The organism is Emticicia sp. CRIBPO (assembly GCF_009905725.1).
In the GTDB taxonomy this organism is placed as follows: Bacteria; Bacteroidota; Bacteroidia; order Cytophagales; family Spirosomataceae; genus Leadbetterella.
This window is the reverse complement of sequence record NZ_JAAAKV010000013.1, coordinates 35,827-54,553: the sequence shown is the minus strand read 5'-3', so window position 1 is coordinate 54,553 and position 18,727 is coordinate 35,827. Positions and strand designations below refer to the sequence as shown.

9 protein-coding genes are annotated in these 18,727 nt (G+C 44.8%); all 9 read right to left on the bottom strand.

Features of this window, described 5'->3' with window-relative positions; translation table 11 throughout:
• Nucleotide 1: 1 nt before the first annotated feature.
• Nucleotides 2-1,072, bottom strand: coding sequence for an esterase (locus GVN16_RS22780; RefSeq protein ID WP_166566269.1), 1,071 nt, complete (start codon nucleotides 1,070-1,072; stop codon nucleotides 2-4).
• 243 nt (nucleotides 1,073-1,315) lie between these two features.
• On the bottom strand, nucleotides 1,316-2,458 hold the full coding sequence (locus GVN16_RS22775) for an esterase (protein ID WP_205748963.1): 1,143 nt from the start codon (nucleotides 2,456-2,458) through the stop codon (nucleotides 1,316-1,318).
• Between the two features lie 141 nt (nucleotides 2,459-2,599).
• Complete coding sequence (locus tag GVN16_RS22770) at nucleotides 2,600-4,144, bottom strand: RagB/SusD family nutrient uptake outer membrane protein (protein WP_166566267.1); 1,545 nt, start codon at nucleotides 4,142-4,144, stop codon at nucleotides 2,600-2,602.
• Between the two features lie 29 nt (nucleotides 4,145-4,173).
• Nucleotides 4,174-7,302, bottom strand: coding sequence for a TonB-dependent receptor (locus GVN16_RS22765; protein WP_229244319.1), 3,129 nt, complete (start codon nucleotides 7,300-7,302; stop codon nucleotides 4,174-4,176).
• Nucleotides 7,303-7,538: 236 nt separating this feature from the next.
• Entirely contained in the window at nucleotides 7,539-10,871 is a 3,333-nt protein-coding gene (locus GVN16_RS22760) for a VCBS repeat-containing protein (protein WP_205748957.1), read from the bottom strand.
• A gap of 76 nt (nucleotides 10,872-10,947) precedes the next feature.
• Nucleotides 10,948-12,642: a sialate O-acetylesterase gene (locus tag GVN16_RS26235; protein ID WP_166566266.1), complete on the bottom strand. Its 1,695-nt coding sequence runs from the start codon at nucleotides 12,640-12,642 to the stop codon at nucleotides 10,948-10,950.
• A gap of 168 nt (nucleotides 12,643-12,810) precedes the next feature.
• A complete protein-coding gene (locus GVN16_RS22750) occupies nucleotides 12,811-14,766 on the bottom strand; it encodes a glycoside hydrolase family 97 protein (RefSeq protein WP_166566265.1) in 1,956 nt (651 codons plus the stop codon).
• A gap of 31 nt (nucleotides 14,767-14,797) precedes the next feature.
• Complete coding sequence (locus GVN16_RS22745; protein ID WP_166566264.1) at nucleotides 14,798-16,414, bottom strand: glycoside hydrolase 43 family protein; 1,617 nt, start codon at nucleotides 16,412-16,414, stop codon at nucleotides 14,798-14,800.
• Between the two features lie 16 nt (nucleotides 16,415-16,430).
• Nucleotides 16,431-18,722, bottom strand: coding sequence for a glycoside hydrolase family 127 protein (locus GVN16_RS22740; protein ID WP_229244317.1), 2,292 nt, complete (start codon nucleotides 18,720-18,722; stop codon nucleotides 16,431-16,433).
• Nucleotides 18,723-18,727 lie beyond the last annotated feature (5 nt).

Below are 18,727 nucleotides of genomic sequence, written 5' to 3'. Positions count from 1 at the left end.
ATCATTTAAAAATATCCTGCAGGGTAATGGCCAGGTACTGTTTGCAATTCATCCAGGTATGACCGCCCGGTCCAATATAGCTTTTTACGTTAATATTTTTCTCTTTAAACATCGCAAGGTTTTGTTTTACACTTTCAAAAAGAAAATCATCAGTTCCGACGTGAACTGCAAAGTATTTCAGTTGTTTGTTGATGGCACCTGCGTCAGGCTGCCAGTTTTCAAAATTCCTCTTGAACTCCTCGGTGGCAGTATAGGGAGCATAAGAAGAAATATAAGCAAATTTATCAGTATTCATAAGGCCGATATTAAGAGTTTGTCCACCACCCACTGAAAATCCTGCCACCGCACGGTTTCTACTGTCAGCAGACGCCGGGTAGTTGGCCTCGACAAAAGGAATGATATCATTCAGCATATCTTTTGTAAAATCAGACATTACATTCGGACGAACATTTCCGTAGGGCATAACAATAATCATGGGTTTGGCCTTACCCTGAGCTATGAGGTTGTCCGCAATCAGGTTAGCACGGCCTACCTTGGTCCATGTTTCTTCTGTGTCTGAACCTCCGTGAATAAGATAAAGAACCGGGTATTCCTTTTTGGGATCAAACCCTGGGGGAGTATAAACAAGCAGCTGACGGGTTGTGCCTAATGTTCCCGATTTATAATACCGGTAATCAATTTTTCCATGCGGAACATTTTGCAAAGCATGGATCAGAGGCTGTTCTCCGGGAATATCCACAATACTCCGCTTGAATCTTTCATTGGCAAAAATGTAAGTGTTGTTCGGATCAGCTGTTTCAACGCTGTCCACCCGGAAACTATAAGGATAAATATCAGGAACAACAGGTGGGACTGTAACGCTCCAGATGCCCGAAGTGTCTTTACTTAAAGAAACCGGACCCTTTAAGAATTCACCTGAAAGGGTTACCCTGGAAGCTTTTTTAGAAAAATACCGGAATGTAATACTCCGGTCGGAATGTACCTCAGGAGAAACAATGGCAGGTGGCCTTTGAGCCGCCACCGGCAATAAGATTGTAATCAAAATCAATAATAGGTATAATTTCTGTTTCATTTTATCTGTCTGATTAATCCGGTCATTTCATATCTGACTTTTTAGAAAATCTGTTTTACTGCTGAAACCCTGAGAAATTCCCGCAGGAAAATTATCCGGCAGAGAATACGCAGCCCCCATTCTGAGAACCATTCCACAGCGAAGACAACAGTGGCTTGATCACCTATGCAACGAAAGCGTCCGGGAATACTTCAAAAAACGAGGCTAAAGCAATGGCCGGCCCTGTTTTTCATCATCTGCACCCTACCGGAACAGCAAAGGCGTGCTCTCAGCCACATAAGCCTTAACATTCATCCAGGTATGCCCACCGGAGGAAATAAGGCTTTTATAATTTATATTTTTGGACTTCATATAATCCATAAACTCAACGGCGGGCTTATAAAGGAAATCCTCATCTCCCACTCCTATCCAAAACAGCTTCAGGTTTTTGTTCGTCACTTCAGGCTTGCTGATGATATTGTTGTAATTGCTCTCCATTTCAGCCGGAGACAAGTAAGAACTGTAGCAGTTTATCCAGGCAAATTTATCCAGGTTCCCAAATGCGGCCCTGAGGGTCTGGCCCCCGCCTCTTGAAAAACCGCCGATAGCACGACTCTCCCTGTCACTAAGGGCTCTGTAATTCTTTTCCACATGAGGAATTACCCTGGTCATCAGGTCCGTTTCAAAGACCTTTGCCCTGCTGATGGCATCTGCTCCTTCACGTGATACCAGGTCGGCAGGTTTGGGCTTCCCCTTCTGTTCAGCAATCCTGGCCAAAGGATTACCGTACGGCATCACAATAATCATTGGTTTGGCTTTCCCATCGGCTATCAGGTTATCAAGAATAAAATTGATACGCCCTACTTTAAAAAAAGTTTCTTCGGTATCGGTAGTCCCGCTGATCAGGTAAAAAACAGGGTATTTTTTTGAAGTTTCTTTTTCATAGCCGGGAGGAGTATAAACCACCAGGGAACCTGTAGATCCTTCCATAGAAGAATAATACTCATAACTGACTGTACCGTGAGGAACGTCCCTCATCGCATGCATAAGTGGCACATCACCCGGTATATCTGCAAGGCTGGCCTTGAAACGCTCATTCGGAAAAAAGCCGACATTGGCCGGATCCATGACGGTCACACCGTCTACCTGAAAACTGTAAGGGTATATATCCGGTTTTACCGGACCTAAGGTGACACTCCATATCCCCTGTGCATCTTTTGTCATCGGCACAGGTGATTTTTCAAACTGGGCACTCAGCTTCACCTCCTTAGCGGCGGGTGCCAGGTACCGGAATGTAATCGTTTTGTCGGGATTTATCTGGGGAGATACGACCAAAGGGCCTCTGGGAGGCTGACTTTTGACGAAAAATGGAAAACTGAACACTCCAAAAAAGATCAGAGACCGCATCAGGATTATAATTTTCATATCGTTACATTTAACTGTCTTCTTTTAAACTAAGGCAAAAAATACTCTTTCGTATCAGGTTTTAAGGTAAAGGAAGGCGACCGGCTAAAGCAGGTCACCTTCCTTGAAAATCAGTCCATCACATTAATATCCCGGATTCTGATCCTTATTTTCAATTTTTGGGTTATTGTCTATTTCTGTTTGCGGAATAGGCAACAATTCATGTTTTCCTTTTACAAAATACGACAAAGGTTCGGCAGTGAGCTTACCATTTTTTCTCCATCTGATAATATCAAAGTTTCTGACCTGCTCAGCCGAAAGTTCTACGAACCTCTCATGCTGAATAGCCTTAAATATTTCAGCTTTGCTGGAAACCGGATAGTTAGCCGTCGGATAGGCAGGCATAGCCACAGTAGGACGGCTTCTTACCTGGTTCAGCAACTGAATGGCTTTTGCCGCAGTCCCTACTTCGTTCTCACATTCAGCTAACATCAACAGAACATCTGCATATCTCATGACCCTCATGTTAATACCACTGGTAGCAAAACCTTCCATAGATTTGTAAAGAACTGAATATTTCCTCCAGCTTACTTTCATAGTTTTGCCATCTACTACAGAAGAGTTACCCTGAACGATGTCATCAGTCATGGTATTGGCTCCGTTGTTAAACTTATCACCGGCTTTCCAGAAAGACATATCATAACGCGGATCCAGCTTGGCATCTCCTTTACTTGGTCTTTCGTATTCATTCAGAATTTTATTGGAAGGGATAAGGTTCCTCCATCCGATGGCTGAGTATTCCTGTGTTCTTACCGTCTCTTCCTGAAGAGAGTTTCCATCACCGTCCGGCCCGCTCCAGTTAAACGATCCCCCTGAAGGCGAAAAAACAATTTCAAATATCGACTCCGAATTAAACTCACCCTCTTCGTTTGACACGTCCAGGTAATTGGCTGCGAGGCTGTAAAGCCCTGAGCTTACAACTTTCTCCAATTCCGCTTTAGCCAGCGTATAATTTCCCTGCTGAAGATAGGTTCTGGCCATTAAGGTCTGAACAGCAGCTTTGGTAGCCCTTCCCAGCTCTTTGGCGGGGTAGGTAGCCGGAAGAAGGGTCTCAGCATCTTTCAGGTCTTTAAGCACCTGGGCATATACATCCGTCTGTGAAGAGCGGGGAAGGCTGTTTTCTACAGATTTTACAAATTCGGTGTAGATTGGCACTCCACCCCACAAGGTACCCAATTCATAGTAAGCCATCGCCCGTAGAAATTTGGCTTCGCCTGTGGCTCTCTTTTTTATTTCATCTGAAAAAGCTACATTCTTAGTTGTAGACTCAAGGACTACATTGGCTCTGTGGATCACGCGAAACCAGCCTGTCCATACAGAGGACGACACGGAGTTTCCCGGATCATTTACACCTATAAGCAACTGATTACGTGGAGTTTCCAGCTGACCACCGCCTGTGGCCATTTCGTCACCTCTAAGGTCATGGGTAAAAAACCATTCTCTGGCCGCCAGACCAAGGCCTTGCGTCCCAGCATAAACCGAGTTTACACCTGCCAGCAATTCGCTGTCGTTTGTGAAATAAGTGTCAAATGTGACACCGTTCGGATTTACCTTATCAAGTATTTTATCGTCGCACGCAGAAATGGAGAACAGCGTCAACATAACTGCTAAATAAATATTTTTCTTCATCGTACAAATTCGTTTTTATAACCGATTTTTTAATTAAATCCTAAGTTTATCCCTACTGACATAGTTCTGACCTGGGGATAACTTCCGTAATCAACGCCATTCGTCAGAATATTACCGCGGTTGGCTACCTCAGGATCGTAACCTGAATACTTGGTAAGTGTCAGTAAATTCTGGCTCGAAACATAGATCCTCGCTTTAGAAAGCACATTGCCGGTAAGCGACTTGATCTTGTCGGATGGTATGGTATATCCTATACTCAGGTTCTTAAGTCTCAGGTATGAACCATCTTCAAGAAACCTGTCAGATGTCCTGGAATTCTGATTAGGATCACCACTAACAGCCCTCGGCACGTCCGTATCTGTATTGGTTGGCGTCCATGCATTTAATACATCGGTAGTTGCATTAAACAGACGAAGCATCCCTTGCCCTATGACTTTTGTACCACTATAAACCTTGTTGCCCTGCACTCCCTGGAAGAATACCGTGAAGTCAAAATTCTGATAAGTACCACTCCAGTTAAGACCGTAAGAGAATTTCGGCATAAAACTTCCAAGGTATGTCCGGTCATCAGAATCAATTTTTCCGTCATTGTTCAGGTCTCTGAATTTAATGTCGCCCGCTGCTGTTCCGGCATTCTGATAAGGCGTAGCGGCATTTCCGTCTTTTCCGTTGGCTGCTGCAACTTCACTTTCATTCTGAAAAATACCTTCTACCTGCCATCCGTAGAATGATTGTATAGGGTGTCCTACTTCAGTTCTTGTAATGTCAAAACCTCCAAAGTCAGAACTGTTACCGGCATTGATTGTAGCATTTGGAGTTGAAAGACTTAACACTTCGTTTCTAACAAGATCAAATGTACCTGTCAGCGTAGACCTCAGCTTCCTTTTACTAATATTGTAACCCAGGCTGAGTTCAAACCCTGTATTTTTCATACTTCCTACGTTAGCCAGCGGACTTTGAGAATACCCCACCGATTCAGGCAAAGGAACGCTCAGCAACAAACCGTCGGTTTTGCGGGTATAAAATTCTGTTGTCACATTGATACTGTTGTTAAACAGGGAAAGATCAATACCAATATTCTTCATGACAGTCTCTTCCCAGCTCAGTCCTGTGTTACCAAGCCTGTTGAAATAAGATCCCAGCTGTGAAGCATTGCCGAAAGGATAAATCGTGTTACTTGCCTGGATAAGCGGCTGCCAGTCATAGTCACCTATAGAGTTGTAACCGGTTACCCCGATACTCCCCCTGATTTTCAACTCAGTGATAGCAGGAATGGATTTCATAAACTCTTCCTCACTGATTCTCCATCCAGCAGACACTGACGGGAATGTCCCCCACTTGTTGCCCGGAGCAAACTTGGAAGAACCGTCCCTCCGGATGGTGGCTCCCAAGAGATATTTTCCGCTATATTCATAATTTAAACGGCCAACATAAGAAATTAAGGCACTTTCAGACAGATCAGTGGTACCGTTTACGTTTGAGGCTCCCTGTATCTGTTTGATATTATTATCCGGCCGCTGCCCGCTCAAAGCAATACCTTTATATCTCGCCTTCTGAGTTTCGGAAACAGCCGTAAGATTAATGACATGCTTGCCTATTGTCTTGTCAAAAGTCAGCTGATTGGTTATAATGGAAGAAAAGTACTGCCCTCTGTTTTCATTCAATGTAGCATTAATACTACTTCTGTTTCCATCATTATATATCGGGCTGAATCCTGTATATATTGAATTGGAATAGTCACCACCCAGGGTAAACTTATATTTCAGCCAATCCGTGATCTTAACATTGGCAAAGAATGTTCCCAGCATTTTGTACCCTCTGTCTATCTGATTACCCTGAATATGATCAGCTATACGCATTGGATTCTCAGGGTCAGTTGCGTCAAGTCCCTGTGCTGTGGTACTGTATCCACCCACCTTTGTAGGGTCAGATACCGGCCAGTAAGGTACCATTCTCATCGTGTTCATGAGTATACTCCTTCCACCGCCGTCTCTCTCTGCCCTGCGTTCGTCAGTAGACACCATCAAGGTCTGCCCTACAGACAGAAATCCTGCCAGCTTATGGTCTGAATTGATCCTGATACTCTGGCGGCTATAGTCTGTGAACGGGATGATACCTTCCTGCTTAAAATGACCTAAGGAAAAGTAAATCTTTGATTTATCTGTTCCACCGGAAATAGAGAGCTGGTTGTCATTCACCGGAGCATTCCTGAACATCACGTCCTGCCAGTCGTTGTCTGTCTGGGCAAAAGTGGTTGTAGCTCCGTCATATACAGGTGTATTCATATTACTAAATCTTCCCGGCACCGGTTGTCCTGAAGCAGTAAGAAGAGCTGTGCCGTATTTGATATATTCCTGGCTGTTTAGCAGATCCAGCTTTTTCCATGCCGACTGAACGCCATAGTAAGAATTAAAATTAATATTCATTTTTCCGGAAGCTCCGCTCTTGGTCGTGATCAGGATCACGCCATTGGCAGCACGCGAACCATATATTGCAGCAGCACTGGCATCCTTTAACACCTCAACAGACTCGATATCCGAAGGGGCAATACTATTAAGACCACCGGCAGGAACGCCGTCAATAACGTACAAAGGGTTAGGATTAAGGCTGATAGACCCTACACCTCTGACCCTTACCACAGGATCACCTCCGGGGCTACTGTTGTTTACGATCGATACACCTGCTACCCTGCCCTGTATAGCCTGGGCGGCGTTGATCACAGGGAGAGCCGTAAGGTCTTTCGACGAAACAGAAGAAACAGCACCGGTCAAAGAAGATTTCTTCTGGGTACCATATCCTACGACAACGATCTCATCTAGTATTTTCTCGTCTTCAGCAAGCGTGACGTCTATCAAGGTCCTTCCATTTATCGCTACTTCCAGAGGGGCGAAACCTATGAAGCTGAATATAAGTGTTCCGCTTCCTCCAACATTCAAACTATAACGGCCATCCTTGTCGGTCGATACTCCCTGCTGAGTTCCTTTAAGCGATACGGAAACACCAGGCAGAGGTTCGTTCTTTTCATTCAAAACCGTCCCCTTTATCTGGGAAAAAGCACTAACGCTCAAAAGCAGCAACAGCGGCATGAGCGAGAACAGTCTGATCGACTTCCGCATTTTGCTGTTGAAACTTTGCGATGTAAATTTGACTCTTAACATAAGAAAAAAATGGTTAAATGTTTAAAATTATTTTAACACGGGTCGAAAAATCAAGCCTCATTGTGTCAGTTTCACACAATTTAAGTGTCGATTCTACACAATTTGATTAATCACAAAATTACTCAAAAAAATTAAACTTCATAGAAATATTACTTTTTTTGCAAAAAATAATATTAATCTGCTTTTTTCGGAGAAAAAGTCGTCGGAATACCTAAAATTAAATGTATAATTCCCGGTTATTTCCTACCTGTAAGCGTATTGAGCTTGTGCCACAACCAGGAACTGTTGTTACGGAAAGAGATCATTAATCCCGATTTTTCCAGAAATATACTGTGCCTGACGTCTCCTGATAAGTACAGTCCTGATCTATAATTAGGGACGGACCGGAAAGTGCCGTTACCACTGCCTTTCAGGAATATACCTCTTGATGCATCCTGCCTGCCCTGGTGTGCCTCATTAGGAAAAAAACCTCCGGTCACAATCGCATCCAGCTTGCCGTCCCGGTCGAAGTCGCCGATAAGGGTGTTGTTTGCCGGAGCAAGCTGTGATTCCATCGGCAAGGGCGTAAATACCAGTGTACCGTTTTTGTTTTCAGCGTACATATGACGCAACTCCCTGGCCTGTAGATGCAAGGCATTGCCCAATTCTTCTTTTGAAAAGAGGTCGTCAAAGAGTGCTTCAGAATAATCTTTATAAGTGATGAATTTTTTCCGGAATTGCACCATCTGCTGGTTAAGGCTTTCGCGGGGTAACGCCGGCACTTTTTTATGTTGCAGATAGTGACCCATTATCGGGTCAGTTTTGCCATTTTTATCAAAATCCAGGGCATACATAAATACGGGTTCGTCTGAACTTGCCCTGTAGAATGAGTTAAGCCCTTCATTACCCAATATAAAGTCCATGTCACCATCCCTGTCAAAGTCGGCAGCAGCGATACTCTGCCACCAGCCGCTCATGTTGTCGTAACTTTTAAGCTGAAAACTTTTACCGTTGTTTATCATAACGCTGACAGGCATCCATTCACCGCCTATCAAAAGGTCCTGATCACGGTCGTTGTCTATGTCTGCCGCCACAGCAGCAGTAACCATTCCAAGGTTTTTCAGAAAGGGTGCTTTTTTTTCTGTAACATCTGCATAAATACCGTTTTTGTTTTCAAGCAAAAAACTTGCTGGCGGAAAAGGATATTGCCCGGGTAACTGCCTTCCGGCAACAAAAAGATCGGTATCGCCGTCAGCATCCATATCAAACGGGACGACCTGCCCTGCACTGACTATGAGCTCAGGGAAATTATCTGCCAGGCTAAAAACGGCTTTCCCGTTATTGAGCCATAACTGGGCCTTATAGGCTTCCTTAACAGAAAAGGGGCGTTCGCAGCTACCAGCCGCCAGAATCATGTCATTATCCCCATCGTTGTCTGCATCAAAAATGGCAATGGCACCCACTTCCATATCTTTGGATTCAGGAGCTGCTTTCTGAGTAAACCCGCCACTTAAATGCTGAATCAACAGGGTCGTTTTGCTTCCATTTAAGGCCCCTCCTACCACTATATCCTCCAATCCGTCGCCGTTAAGGTCTCCTTTTGCAACAGCGGGCCCGCCATGCGAGAGCATTTTATGTATTGCCGGGTGATCATTAAAATCTACATAACCGGATTCCTGATGTATGAAGCCGGATTTTACATCCGTGAGTCTAAAGAGGGTATTTTCAAACCGCCGGTTAAAATCAGGCATTTCTTTTGCGTCGGAATAAGAAAGAGTGAGGGTTTTTGCGGGTTCACTGTTGTAGAGTGTCTGAAAGCGGTTTCCCGGCCAGATCACAGTCATAGAGTCAATTTTTCGTCCCGCAGGTACGCCTATAAATACACCTTTTTCCATCGTAGAGAGATACGACGTAGTAGGAAAGTGTTCAAAATATTGCAGGGAATCTCCGAAAAAAGCCTTTATTTTTACACCAATACCCTGAGTGTTTCCAGCCATACCTTTGAAAAGCACTTTTGTCATTACCCGGCCGCTCTTTTCAACCGTCTGATTCCTGTAAAGTGACGCCTCCTCATCTATATTATTGATCACCAGGTCAAGATCTCCGTCATTGTCAAAATCTGCATAAGCTGCACCACTGGCATAAGAAGCCTCATCAAGACCCCAATCGGCACTAACATCTTCAAAGCTTATACCGTCCTTATTAAGATATGCGTAGTTTTTGAGTTTGATCTCAGGAACCTTTTCCAGAATTTTAAGCCGGTTTTCGGTTTTATAGGTATCAGAGCCGAACATGTTGTTATCCCGGTACGAACTGATGAAGTCAAGATCTGTTACATTTTTACGATAACCATTTGAAATGAACAGGTCCTTAAATCCGTCATTGTTCAGATCGGCAACTATCCCGCTCCAGCTCCAATCCGTTTTAGCTACTCCCGACATTAAACCGATATCTCCGAAAAATTGTATTTTCCCGTTACTGCCCTGATTGAGTTGCAGCGTATTACGCATGTACTGCATTTCGTAGGAGAACGGTTCTCTGAGGCTGGCTTCCTTTTTATCATAATCATGGCGAGTGAGCATTTGCTTCTGGCGGGCATTATCCCCCGGCAGCATGTCTAACTGGAAAATATCCGAAAGTCCGTCATTATTGATATCTGCGGCACTGACACCCATCCCATAATAGCTTGTATGAGGCAATGATTCCTTAACTGTATTTATAAAAGTGCCGTCGCCCTGGTTCATATACAGAATATCATTGCTCATGAAATCATTTGAACAGTAAATATCCGGATATCCGTCATTATTAAAGTCAGATACCGTAACACCCAGTCCGAGCCCTTCATAATTTATTCCCGCAGCAATCGACACATCCACGAAAAAAGGATGGCCGTTTTTCATTCCATCATTCCTGAAAAGCTTGCCCGAAGAAGGATGCGTTCCGTTATTTACGGGTTGCCTGTGAACGGAAGGATTGCTGAGGTCAGGACTCGTATTAAGAAGAAAAACGTCCAGGTCGCCGTCCAGATCAAAATCCAGGAAAGCGGACTGAGTAGAATATCCTTTGAAATCCAGGCCATATTCTGCTGCCCTTTCGTCAAATGAAGGAATGGCGGTTTTTTTATTTATATATAGAAGATTCGCTGTCAGGGGCATGGACGGATGGCTGGCCACACTTATGTAGATATCATCCCACCCGTCATTATTAATATCAATTATACTTACGCCATTGCACCAACGGTCTGTTTTGATACCCGACTGCACGGTGATATTTTTGAATTTAAATTCTCCTTCATTCAGGTATAACTCTGAATTTACCTGGTTTGCCGTAAAAAATACATCCGGCAGGCCATCGTTGTTAAAGTCCCCTATTCCTACTCCGCCGCCATTATAAAAATTGGTAAAATTAAACGCATTCAGATCCTGTCTGGCTTGCAGCTTATTCTGGAAATGGATTCCGGAACTTACGGAGTCAATTTTTTGAAAGAGCCTGTCATTCTTTTCACTGCAGGAAGACAGTGCTGAGAACGCCATACCCGCGAAAAATGCAAGTTTACCGGCGAATATAAAATTATTTTTGACAAGTTTCATGTGTCTGAAAATTTACAAATGTCATTAGAAATGGGTAAAAAACATCAAATAGCAGGAGAAGTACTCTACAACTCCCTTACTTTACCAGGTTGTTTCTTTTCATCCAGTCAAACAACGGCTCCATCCAGCCCTTGTGTTTGAAAATAAAACCATGATCTCCTTTAGGATAAATGTGCATTTCAACATCCACTTTCTGGCGTCTCAGTTTTTCAAAATAACTGATGCTGTTATCGACATCCACCACCTTGTCGTCTGCCGCATGCGTCAGGTAAGCAGGGGGTGAATCCGGGGTAATCTGAAGGTCATTTGAAAACAGAAGAATGTCTTCTTTTGAAGCATTTTTGCCGAGTAAATTATCCCTGGAGCCCTTGTGCATCAGGCTGTCGCCCAGGTTGATCACAGGATAAACCAGTATCTGAAAATCCGGTCTGAGACTGGTATTACTGCTATTTTCGATATAAGATTTTTTAAAATGAGTGGCTGCAGAGGAGGCCAGGTGTCCCCCGGCCGAAAAGCCCATAATCCCTATTTTATGCACATCAATCCCCCACTTATCCGCATTGTCACGGACATATTTTATGGCTTGCTGAGCATCCTGAAGCGGGCCAATCTTTTTGTCAGTCATTATCTGATCATCCGGCAGACGGTATTTCAGAACAAAGGCCGAAATGCCTTTTTGGTTTAATTCTCTGGCTATGTTTATACCTTCTCCCTGGTAAACGATGACCCCATAGCCTCCCCCGGGAACGATGATTACAGCAGTACCATTCGGATTTTCAGCTTTGAAAAACTCAAGCGTCGGCGTGGTAACTCCTCTGAAAACGCCGTTAACGGAGGTCTCTTTCACCCCGGATGATCTGGCTCCTGGAACACCGCCGGGAAACAGGTTGATGATATCTCCTGATTTTGAATTTTCCCCCATTTTTACATTTATACCACTCAATTGCAGCATTTTACCGGCGTACCTTTTGCCAAATTCACGGATGGCTTCAGAAGTAAAATGCAGTTTGTCAGGCGTACCGGTGAGGCCTCGCGAAGGGATTACAAAGGCATTTGGAATGGACTGGGGCAAAGTAGCAATGATGCTGTTCATGCTGGCACATTTCCCGCCCTGGTCGGCGTTCAGTAACTCTCCGGCCAGCAAGGGAATCGAATTGGGGGCCAGATGTAAGTCTGCCAGCAGATCGTTATATATTTTTTTAACCTTGGCAGGCCATAATACGTCTCCCGTGTTGGATTCTCCCTGATGCAGTAAAATGCCTTTTATCACTCCTTTTTTCTGAGCCAAAAGAGCCATTTCAACCAACCTCGCATAAGGATTTCCTCCATATTGGTCTGACATGCTGATCATCCATGGTCTTTCAGCTGCCGACGAATCGAGGTAGGCCTTGTAACCGACTTTATCAAAAATCTCAATTTTACTTCCGGCCACCGCCACATGAACGAGGCCTATTTTGATGTTCGCCGGCAGGTTTTCGAGCATGGTCCTTCCAAAATAATCTGCCGGGGAAAGGCGGGTGTTGCAACGGCAAAGCGGGGGTTTGGCAGGATACCACTCCCCTTTCTTTCGTCCCAGTTCGGGACAATCCACCGCAGAAAGCAATCGAAACCTGGGGTCAATTGAGGTTGTATCGCGGGCCTCAACCGGTGCCGGCCCTTCCATATTGGACTGCCCGATACACAGGTAAATATGAAAATTGGGATCCTGGGCAAAAACATGCTGCCCAAGAAGAACCAGTGAGAGGATGATTAACTTAAAGGTGTTTTTCATAAAAAGTTTTAAAACAGGTTGATTATTCTTCAATTTACACAAACAGATGTATCAATAATTGCGAAACCCTCACAAAAAACTAAAACAGGCCCTGAGAACCTCTTCTGCCTGGATTAAATAAAAGCCTTATCTGCCCTTGCCAGGGGTCGCCAGTTCATGCATTTTCCGTCAATTCACCAAAAGGGCACCTCCGTGGCAAGGAATCGATAATTCAATCTCCTGGTTCTTTCTGAGTTTTATTGTACCGGTTTTCCCGTTCAATTGTTCATCGTCACTGTATTGTCTGAACTCCGTGTCCGAGGTGAACATCGGAAGCTTTAACCTGATTTTAAGTGTTTCCTTTTGGGCATTTATACCGGCAATGTACCATTTGATACCTTTACGACGGGCCAAAATCACATATTTTCCCGGATAACCATCCAGAAACTTTACCTCATCCCATGTTGTGGGCACTTCTTTCATAAAGTTTATGGCCCATTCAGGGGCATCTGTCAGGTTATTCGGAGCCAGGGCAAAATGCTGAACACCGCTTTGGAACAATACTGCTGTAGCCAAAGCAAATACATCTGAGGTAATGCGTTTTGTGCCTCTGCCTGCTGAATTCTTGCTGTTGTAAAACTTATTTAAAGTACTGCCTCCGAAGTCCATACTTCCCACCGTATTCCGGATAAAAGGATGTATGGTGGCATTAAAAGCTTCATAATCGCAGTTTCTCTGCGAAAAAGCCATGTTTTCGCTGGCCAGTACGGCCTCGCTTGAAACATAATTCGGATACATTCTTTCCCATCCCCTGGGCAATGTACAACCGTGAAAAATACACATGATACCGAAATCATTGGCGTCATATAATATGTCTTCATACACCTTCATGGTTTCCTGCTTATCTCCTCCGAAGAAGTCAACCTTGATCCCTTTGACTCCTATGCTTTTCATCCATGCCATCTCTTTGCGACGGGCGATCGTATTGTCCATAATGCCTCTCGGGCTTTGAGGGGCATCATTCCAATAACCGTTGGAATTATACCATAAATATAAACTCACGCCTTTTGATGCCCCGTATCTGGCTAACTCTGCTATTTTCTCCCGGCCTATCTGAGTATCCCAAAGGGCATCAATCAGAACTGTCTGGTAACCCATAGCCGCACTGAAATCAATGTACCTGATCTGCTCGTCATAAACTGTACTTCTGTCCATTCCGATAATCCAGCTCCATGACCCTTTGGTATATTCGTACTTCTGAGACGCCTCATACCTGGGCTCCACCAGGTCAAAAGGGACGGTAGTCTCTATGATTGGGGCAAGTGTCTTGCCAACGGTAATCGTACGCCAGGGAGTGCCCCCCGGTAAAGAGATACCGGGAGAAGAAGTCCCGTTACCATTGTTCTCGTCCGGCATCGGGAAACCTATGGAATACAATCCTTCAGAATGACCAATTAACCTGGAGGCACAATAGCGGCTGTCTACACCGGTTTCAGAAATCAGCACCCATCCATTATTGTTTACTTTAAATAAGCAAGGGAATGTGTACCCGTTATTTCTGCCGTTTTCTCCAAGCGTGTCGTTAAGGGTATAGGGAACTTCATAACTCGGCATAGTTCTGGCAAAACCGACCATCGCCTTGCTTTGTGCAGAAAGAAAAGTAGTGGTTCCGGCGGGAAACAAAAACCCGGAAACCTCTTCATTTACCACACAGGAGAACGTACTCTTTTGCGGGTAAACTTTGTACCGGAATGCCACATCCCTGTTGCTTACCCTGAAAATGATGTCTATGGCAGCTCTTCCGTCTTTGGTGAAAGAAAACACCCCTTCATTGGCCTCATAACGGACTTTGCTTTGCTTGATATGGGGTAATTCATACGCATTATCAATTTTATTACGGACAATATCCTCTCTGACCGTCAAGCCTTCCGTAAAATCTCCTGCGTTGGTTCTGAGGCCAAGCGGTGATTTGTCCAGGAAAAGTTCATCGTTTAAAAATACCTGATACGAAGGCCTGCCGTTTTCAAGGCTTACTGATACCTTTAGTTGACTGTCGGGACTGCTGAGTGTCCACGTGTTGTTTTGTGCATTGGCAAGTAAGATACCTGCCATCATTATCAAAAGAGTAAGTTTTAATACTTTCATTTTTCAGGGCTGTTAAACGTATCAAGGTTGGTTAATTTTCAGAAATTCTGTCTTCTATCCGGAAATAATCAAAGTCGGCATGTCCGCCTGTATTTTGGGTGGCGTAGTTGAATAATCCAAAACGATACCCCATAAAATGAGGAATGGTGTAAGGCATTTTAAGCGGTTCACCGATGAACACCCAGGTTTTGCCGTCCAGGCTGTAAAAGAAACGGCCAGTGTCTTTTCGATCCTTAAAGTTACACTCTGCCTTAAAATACACTGTGTTCTGATTCAGTGGTATCGTAGAAATCTCTACAGGTTTTCCGGTGTTTGCACTGACCATAACAATAGATTTAGTGCCGTTACCTACCTTCACTCCTACCTGTCCGAAGTTTTTCTGCAGCAGGCACAAACCTGCAAAATCGCCTGCTTTCATTTTAGTAACATCAACAAGAGTGCTGGCCGAACTTTCGGGCCCGATGGTCCGCTGTGTCAGTGTATTCCTGGCCATCACAAAAGAGGTATCAGTTCTGCCTGTTTTGAGACGCATAAAACCCGGCCTTTCCCTGACTGACCACAGGCTGTTATCCGGATTGTGATTCCATTGCCAGACTAGCGGCAGTTCCTTTTCCTTCTTCTTCCTGTTAAATTCGTCAGAGGCTACAATACCGGGAATCAATCCTTTCCCGACAGGCAGATCAAGCGATTCAGGCACCTTACCGTTTTCTCCCAACACCGGCCAGCCGTCTTTCCAGACCACGGGTACGAGGTAAGGGATACGACCCACACCACCGTAATCTCTGAAAAGATAGGCAAACCATTTGCCATCCGGCGTGTCGATCAACCCTCCCTGGGCTACTCCCAGGTCCTGAAGAGCCACCCTGCCTTCCCAGGGGCCTGTGATTTTGTCGGCCCGGTGGATCAACACGGTACGCATTCCCCCCCGCGGCCAAGAAATATTAAACAGATAGTATTTCCCATTCACTTTAAACAATTGTGAACCTTCAGCAGGCAGCCCGCCCTGTGTTCCTGATGGCGTACTGGCGTTTTCGATAAGTACAGTTTCACTTGTTCCGGGCTTTATCCCCGAAAGATCTTCATTGAGTTCTATCATTTTAAGTTTCCCCGCACCATAAATCATGTACACGCGGCCATCATCGTCAAAAAACAGGGTATGATCATGATAGGACGGCTTAAATGAGACTTCTTTCCATGGCCCTTTTTCTACGTTATCAGTAGTAAAAACATAGGTTTTGCCCGTAGTCTGAGCAAAAGTCGTCAAATAAAACTTCCCTTTATGATAACGAAAACTGCTGGCCCATGACCCTCGTCCATAGGTGCTTTTACCATTGCTCAGGTTCAGAGCGTCTACATCAGCCAGGGTGTCGTAAGCATAGCTCACCATTTGCCAGTTAACCAGGTCCTGAGATTTCATGACCGGCAGCCCAGGACTCATGTGCATGGTGGTGCTGCTCATATAATAGGTTTTGCCCACACGGATAATAGCGATATCAGGCACATCAGCGAATATGACTGGATTACGGGCTTGCTTTTGCTGCGGAGACACACCATCATTTTTTTGAGCCTTTACACTTGTGGCCGCTAAAAAAATGAAGACCAGGGACCGGAAGAACCCGGAAGTAATGATTAAGATTTTATTTTTCATTTAGCTTTGGAAAAGATTAATTCTTTAAGATTCTGATCTGGTGAAAACGCGGCGAAACAGATCCGTTAAGAGCTGTAATTTTCAGGTCAATTACTTCCATACCTTCAATTTTTATCCTGATCATTTTATCTGCTGATAAAATAATGTCTGCCGGACCGCCATTGATTTCCACCTTAATGGCATCAGGCTTCAGATTGTCCAAGACACTTATTTCCATCCATTTACCTTCCTGATTTTTGTTCCGGAACTGATAGGCTATATAAGAGCGGGTCATCCTCCAGAAAAGGCCTTCGTCACTACCGCTTACACTTTTTTCACCCCTGTAAAGGTGATCCACTTCAGGTTGCTGTTCACCGCAATTCACTTTATCCAGGGTACGGGATTCCAGTGCCAGTGCCGCTGCCTCTTCTTGTTTAAGAGCGGCTTTCCGGGCCTGATATTCCTCCGGGCTGTAGGTCTGGAAATACATCTGGTACCTGGCCTCATGAATCTCAAAAAACGGCTGCAGTGTCAGCGAATCTAACCTGAACTGAAGCGGACCAGACGGATCAAGTCGTGAAACATAGGAAGAAGGTTTCCCTACTAAAGCGTGGGCTTCATTCAGAGGGTACAACCTGCCGCCCGCTTCATGCCCCATCCGGCTGTCGTCTGCAAAAAGCCCGTCCAGGTTTTTAACAGAGGTTTTGGCTGCCAGTACAATCGGACCATGCACAAAAGCCGCCCAGTTTGACTTGTCGGGAAGATATTCCAGGCGGGTGGTGGTCTTAAACCTGATCGATATGGTGTCACCGGTTTTCCATTTTCTATGCAGGGGAATATAGGACGAAGGTTTACTTTCAATGGCCTGAATTTTCCCGTTCACGAAGATTTCAAAGCTTTCTGCCCACTCCGGACGACGGATATTAAATGTAAATGTTTTTGCCTTTTTCAGGCTCAGGACTATTTCTGTCTCATTTTTATAGGGAAAATCCGTCTTCTGGGTCAGCTGAACTCCCTTGTCTTTCCAGTTAAGCACTGAAGGAATGAAAAGATTGACAAAAATATCCTCTGACGAATGGCTGTAGATCAGTTCACCATATTTGGCATGATTCTCAATTCCTGAACCGACACAGCACCACATGCTGGTTTCCGGCTGCGAATAAACCCTGTAATGATTAGGGCGGATAGGCGTGAAATAAACAAAGCCCCCCTTTTCAGGATGCTGACTCGAAAGAATGTGATTGTAAAGCGTGCGTTCATAATAATCGAGATAGCTCACATCATTATTATCAAGAAACAAAGCCCTGGTCAACCGCAGCATGTTGTACGAATTGCAGGTTTCAGGCCCCTGATTCGACTTTATCATCTGTCCGAAATCATTAACCGGGTTAAAGTGCTCACGCACACTATTACCTCCGAAAGCCACACTGCGGGTATGGGAAACATTATACCAGAAGTATCTTGCCGCCTCAGACCAGGCTTTATTCCCGGTTAACAGGGCAGTTTTTTCAAATCCGATTACCTTAGGGATCTGCGTATTGGCATGAAGGCCGGTAAGGCGGTCCTGTTTCAGAAGCAATGGCTCGAGAATGGCTTTGTGACTCAATTTCTGAGCGGCATCAAGAAACTTTTTGTCCCTGGTAAGTACATACAAGTCAGCGAACACTTCGTTCATACCTCCATGCTCAGTACGTAGAACCTGCTGGATCTGGTCTTGCGAAAGCGGTTCAATCAGGTCATTAAACCAGTTGCCGAGTCCGATCAGCACTGTCCTGGCCTGCTGATTCCCTGTGTATTGCCAGGCATCATGTAAACCCGCAAAAAGCTTATGAATATTATACAAAGGCACCCAGGTATTATTGAGCCCGAAACTGCTTCCGTCAATGTCTCCTTTACGGATGCGTTCCCAGAATACTTTTCCCTGCGGGATACCGCCTACGTAACCATTCCCGTTCTTTTCCTGGCAACGGGCCAGTTCACCAACCATATAATCCAGGCGTCTTTTTAACTCCGCATCTCCGGTAGAAGCATACATCATGGACAACGCGGACAAATAATGTCCGCCGATATGCCCGTCAAGACCGATACTTTCCCAGTTGCCGTAGCGGTTGCTTCTTACAGGCAAGCCCGCATCAATGAGATAGGGAGCCAGCAACCGGTCAGGGTTTAGTGCCAGGATATATTTCCTGTCAACCTCACCGGCATTTTTAAAATTTCCTGCTGTAAGCCGTACCTCCTGCAGTCCAAACGTCTGCATCTGTGCTGAGGCCCGTACACCCAGGACAATAAACAATATTATAGGTAACAGTTTCGCTTTCAATGATTTCATATGCT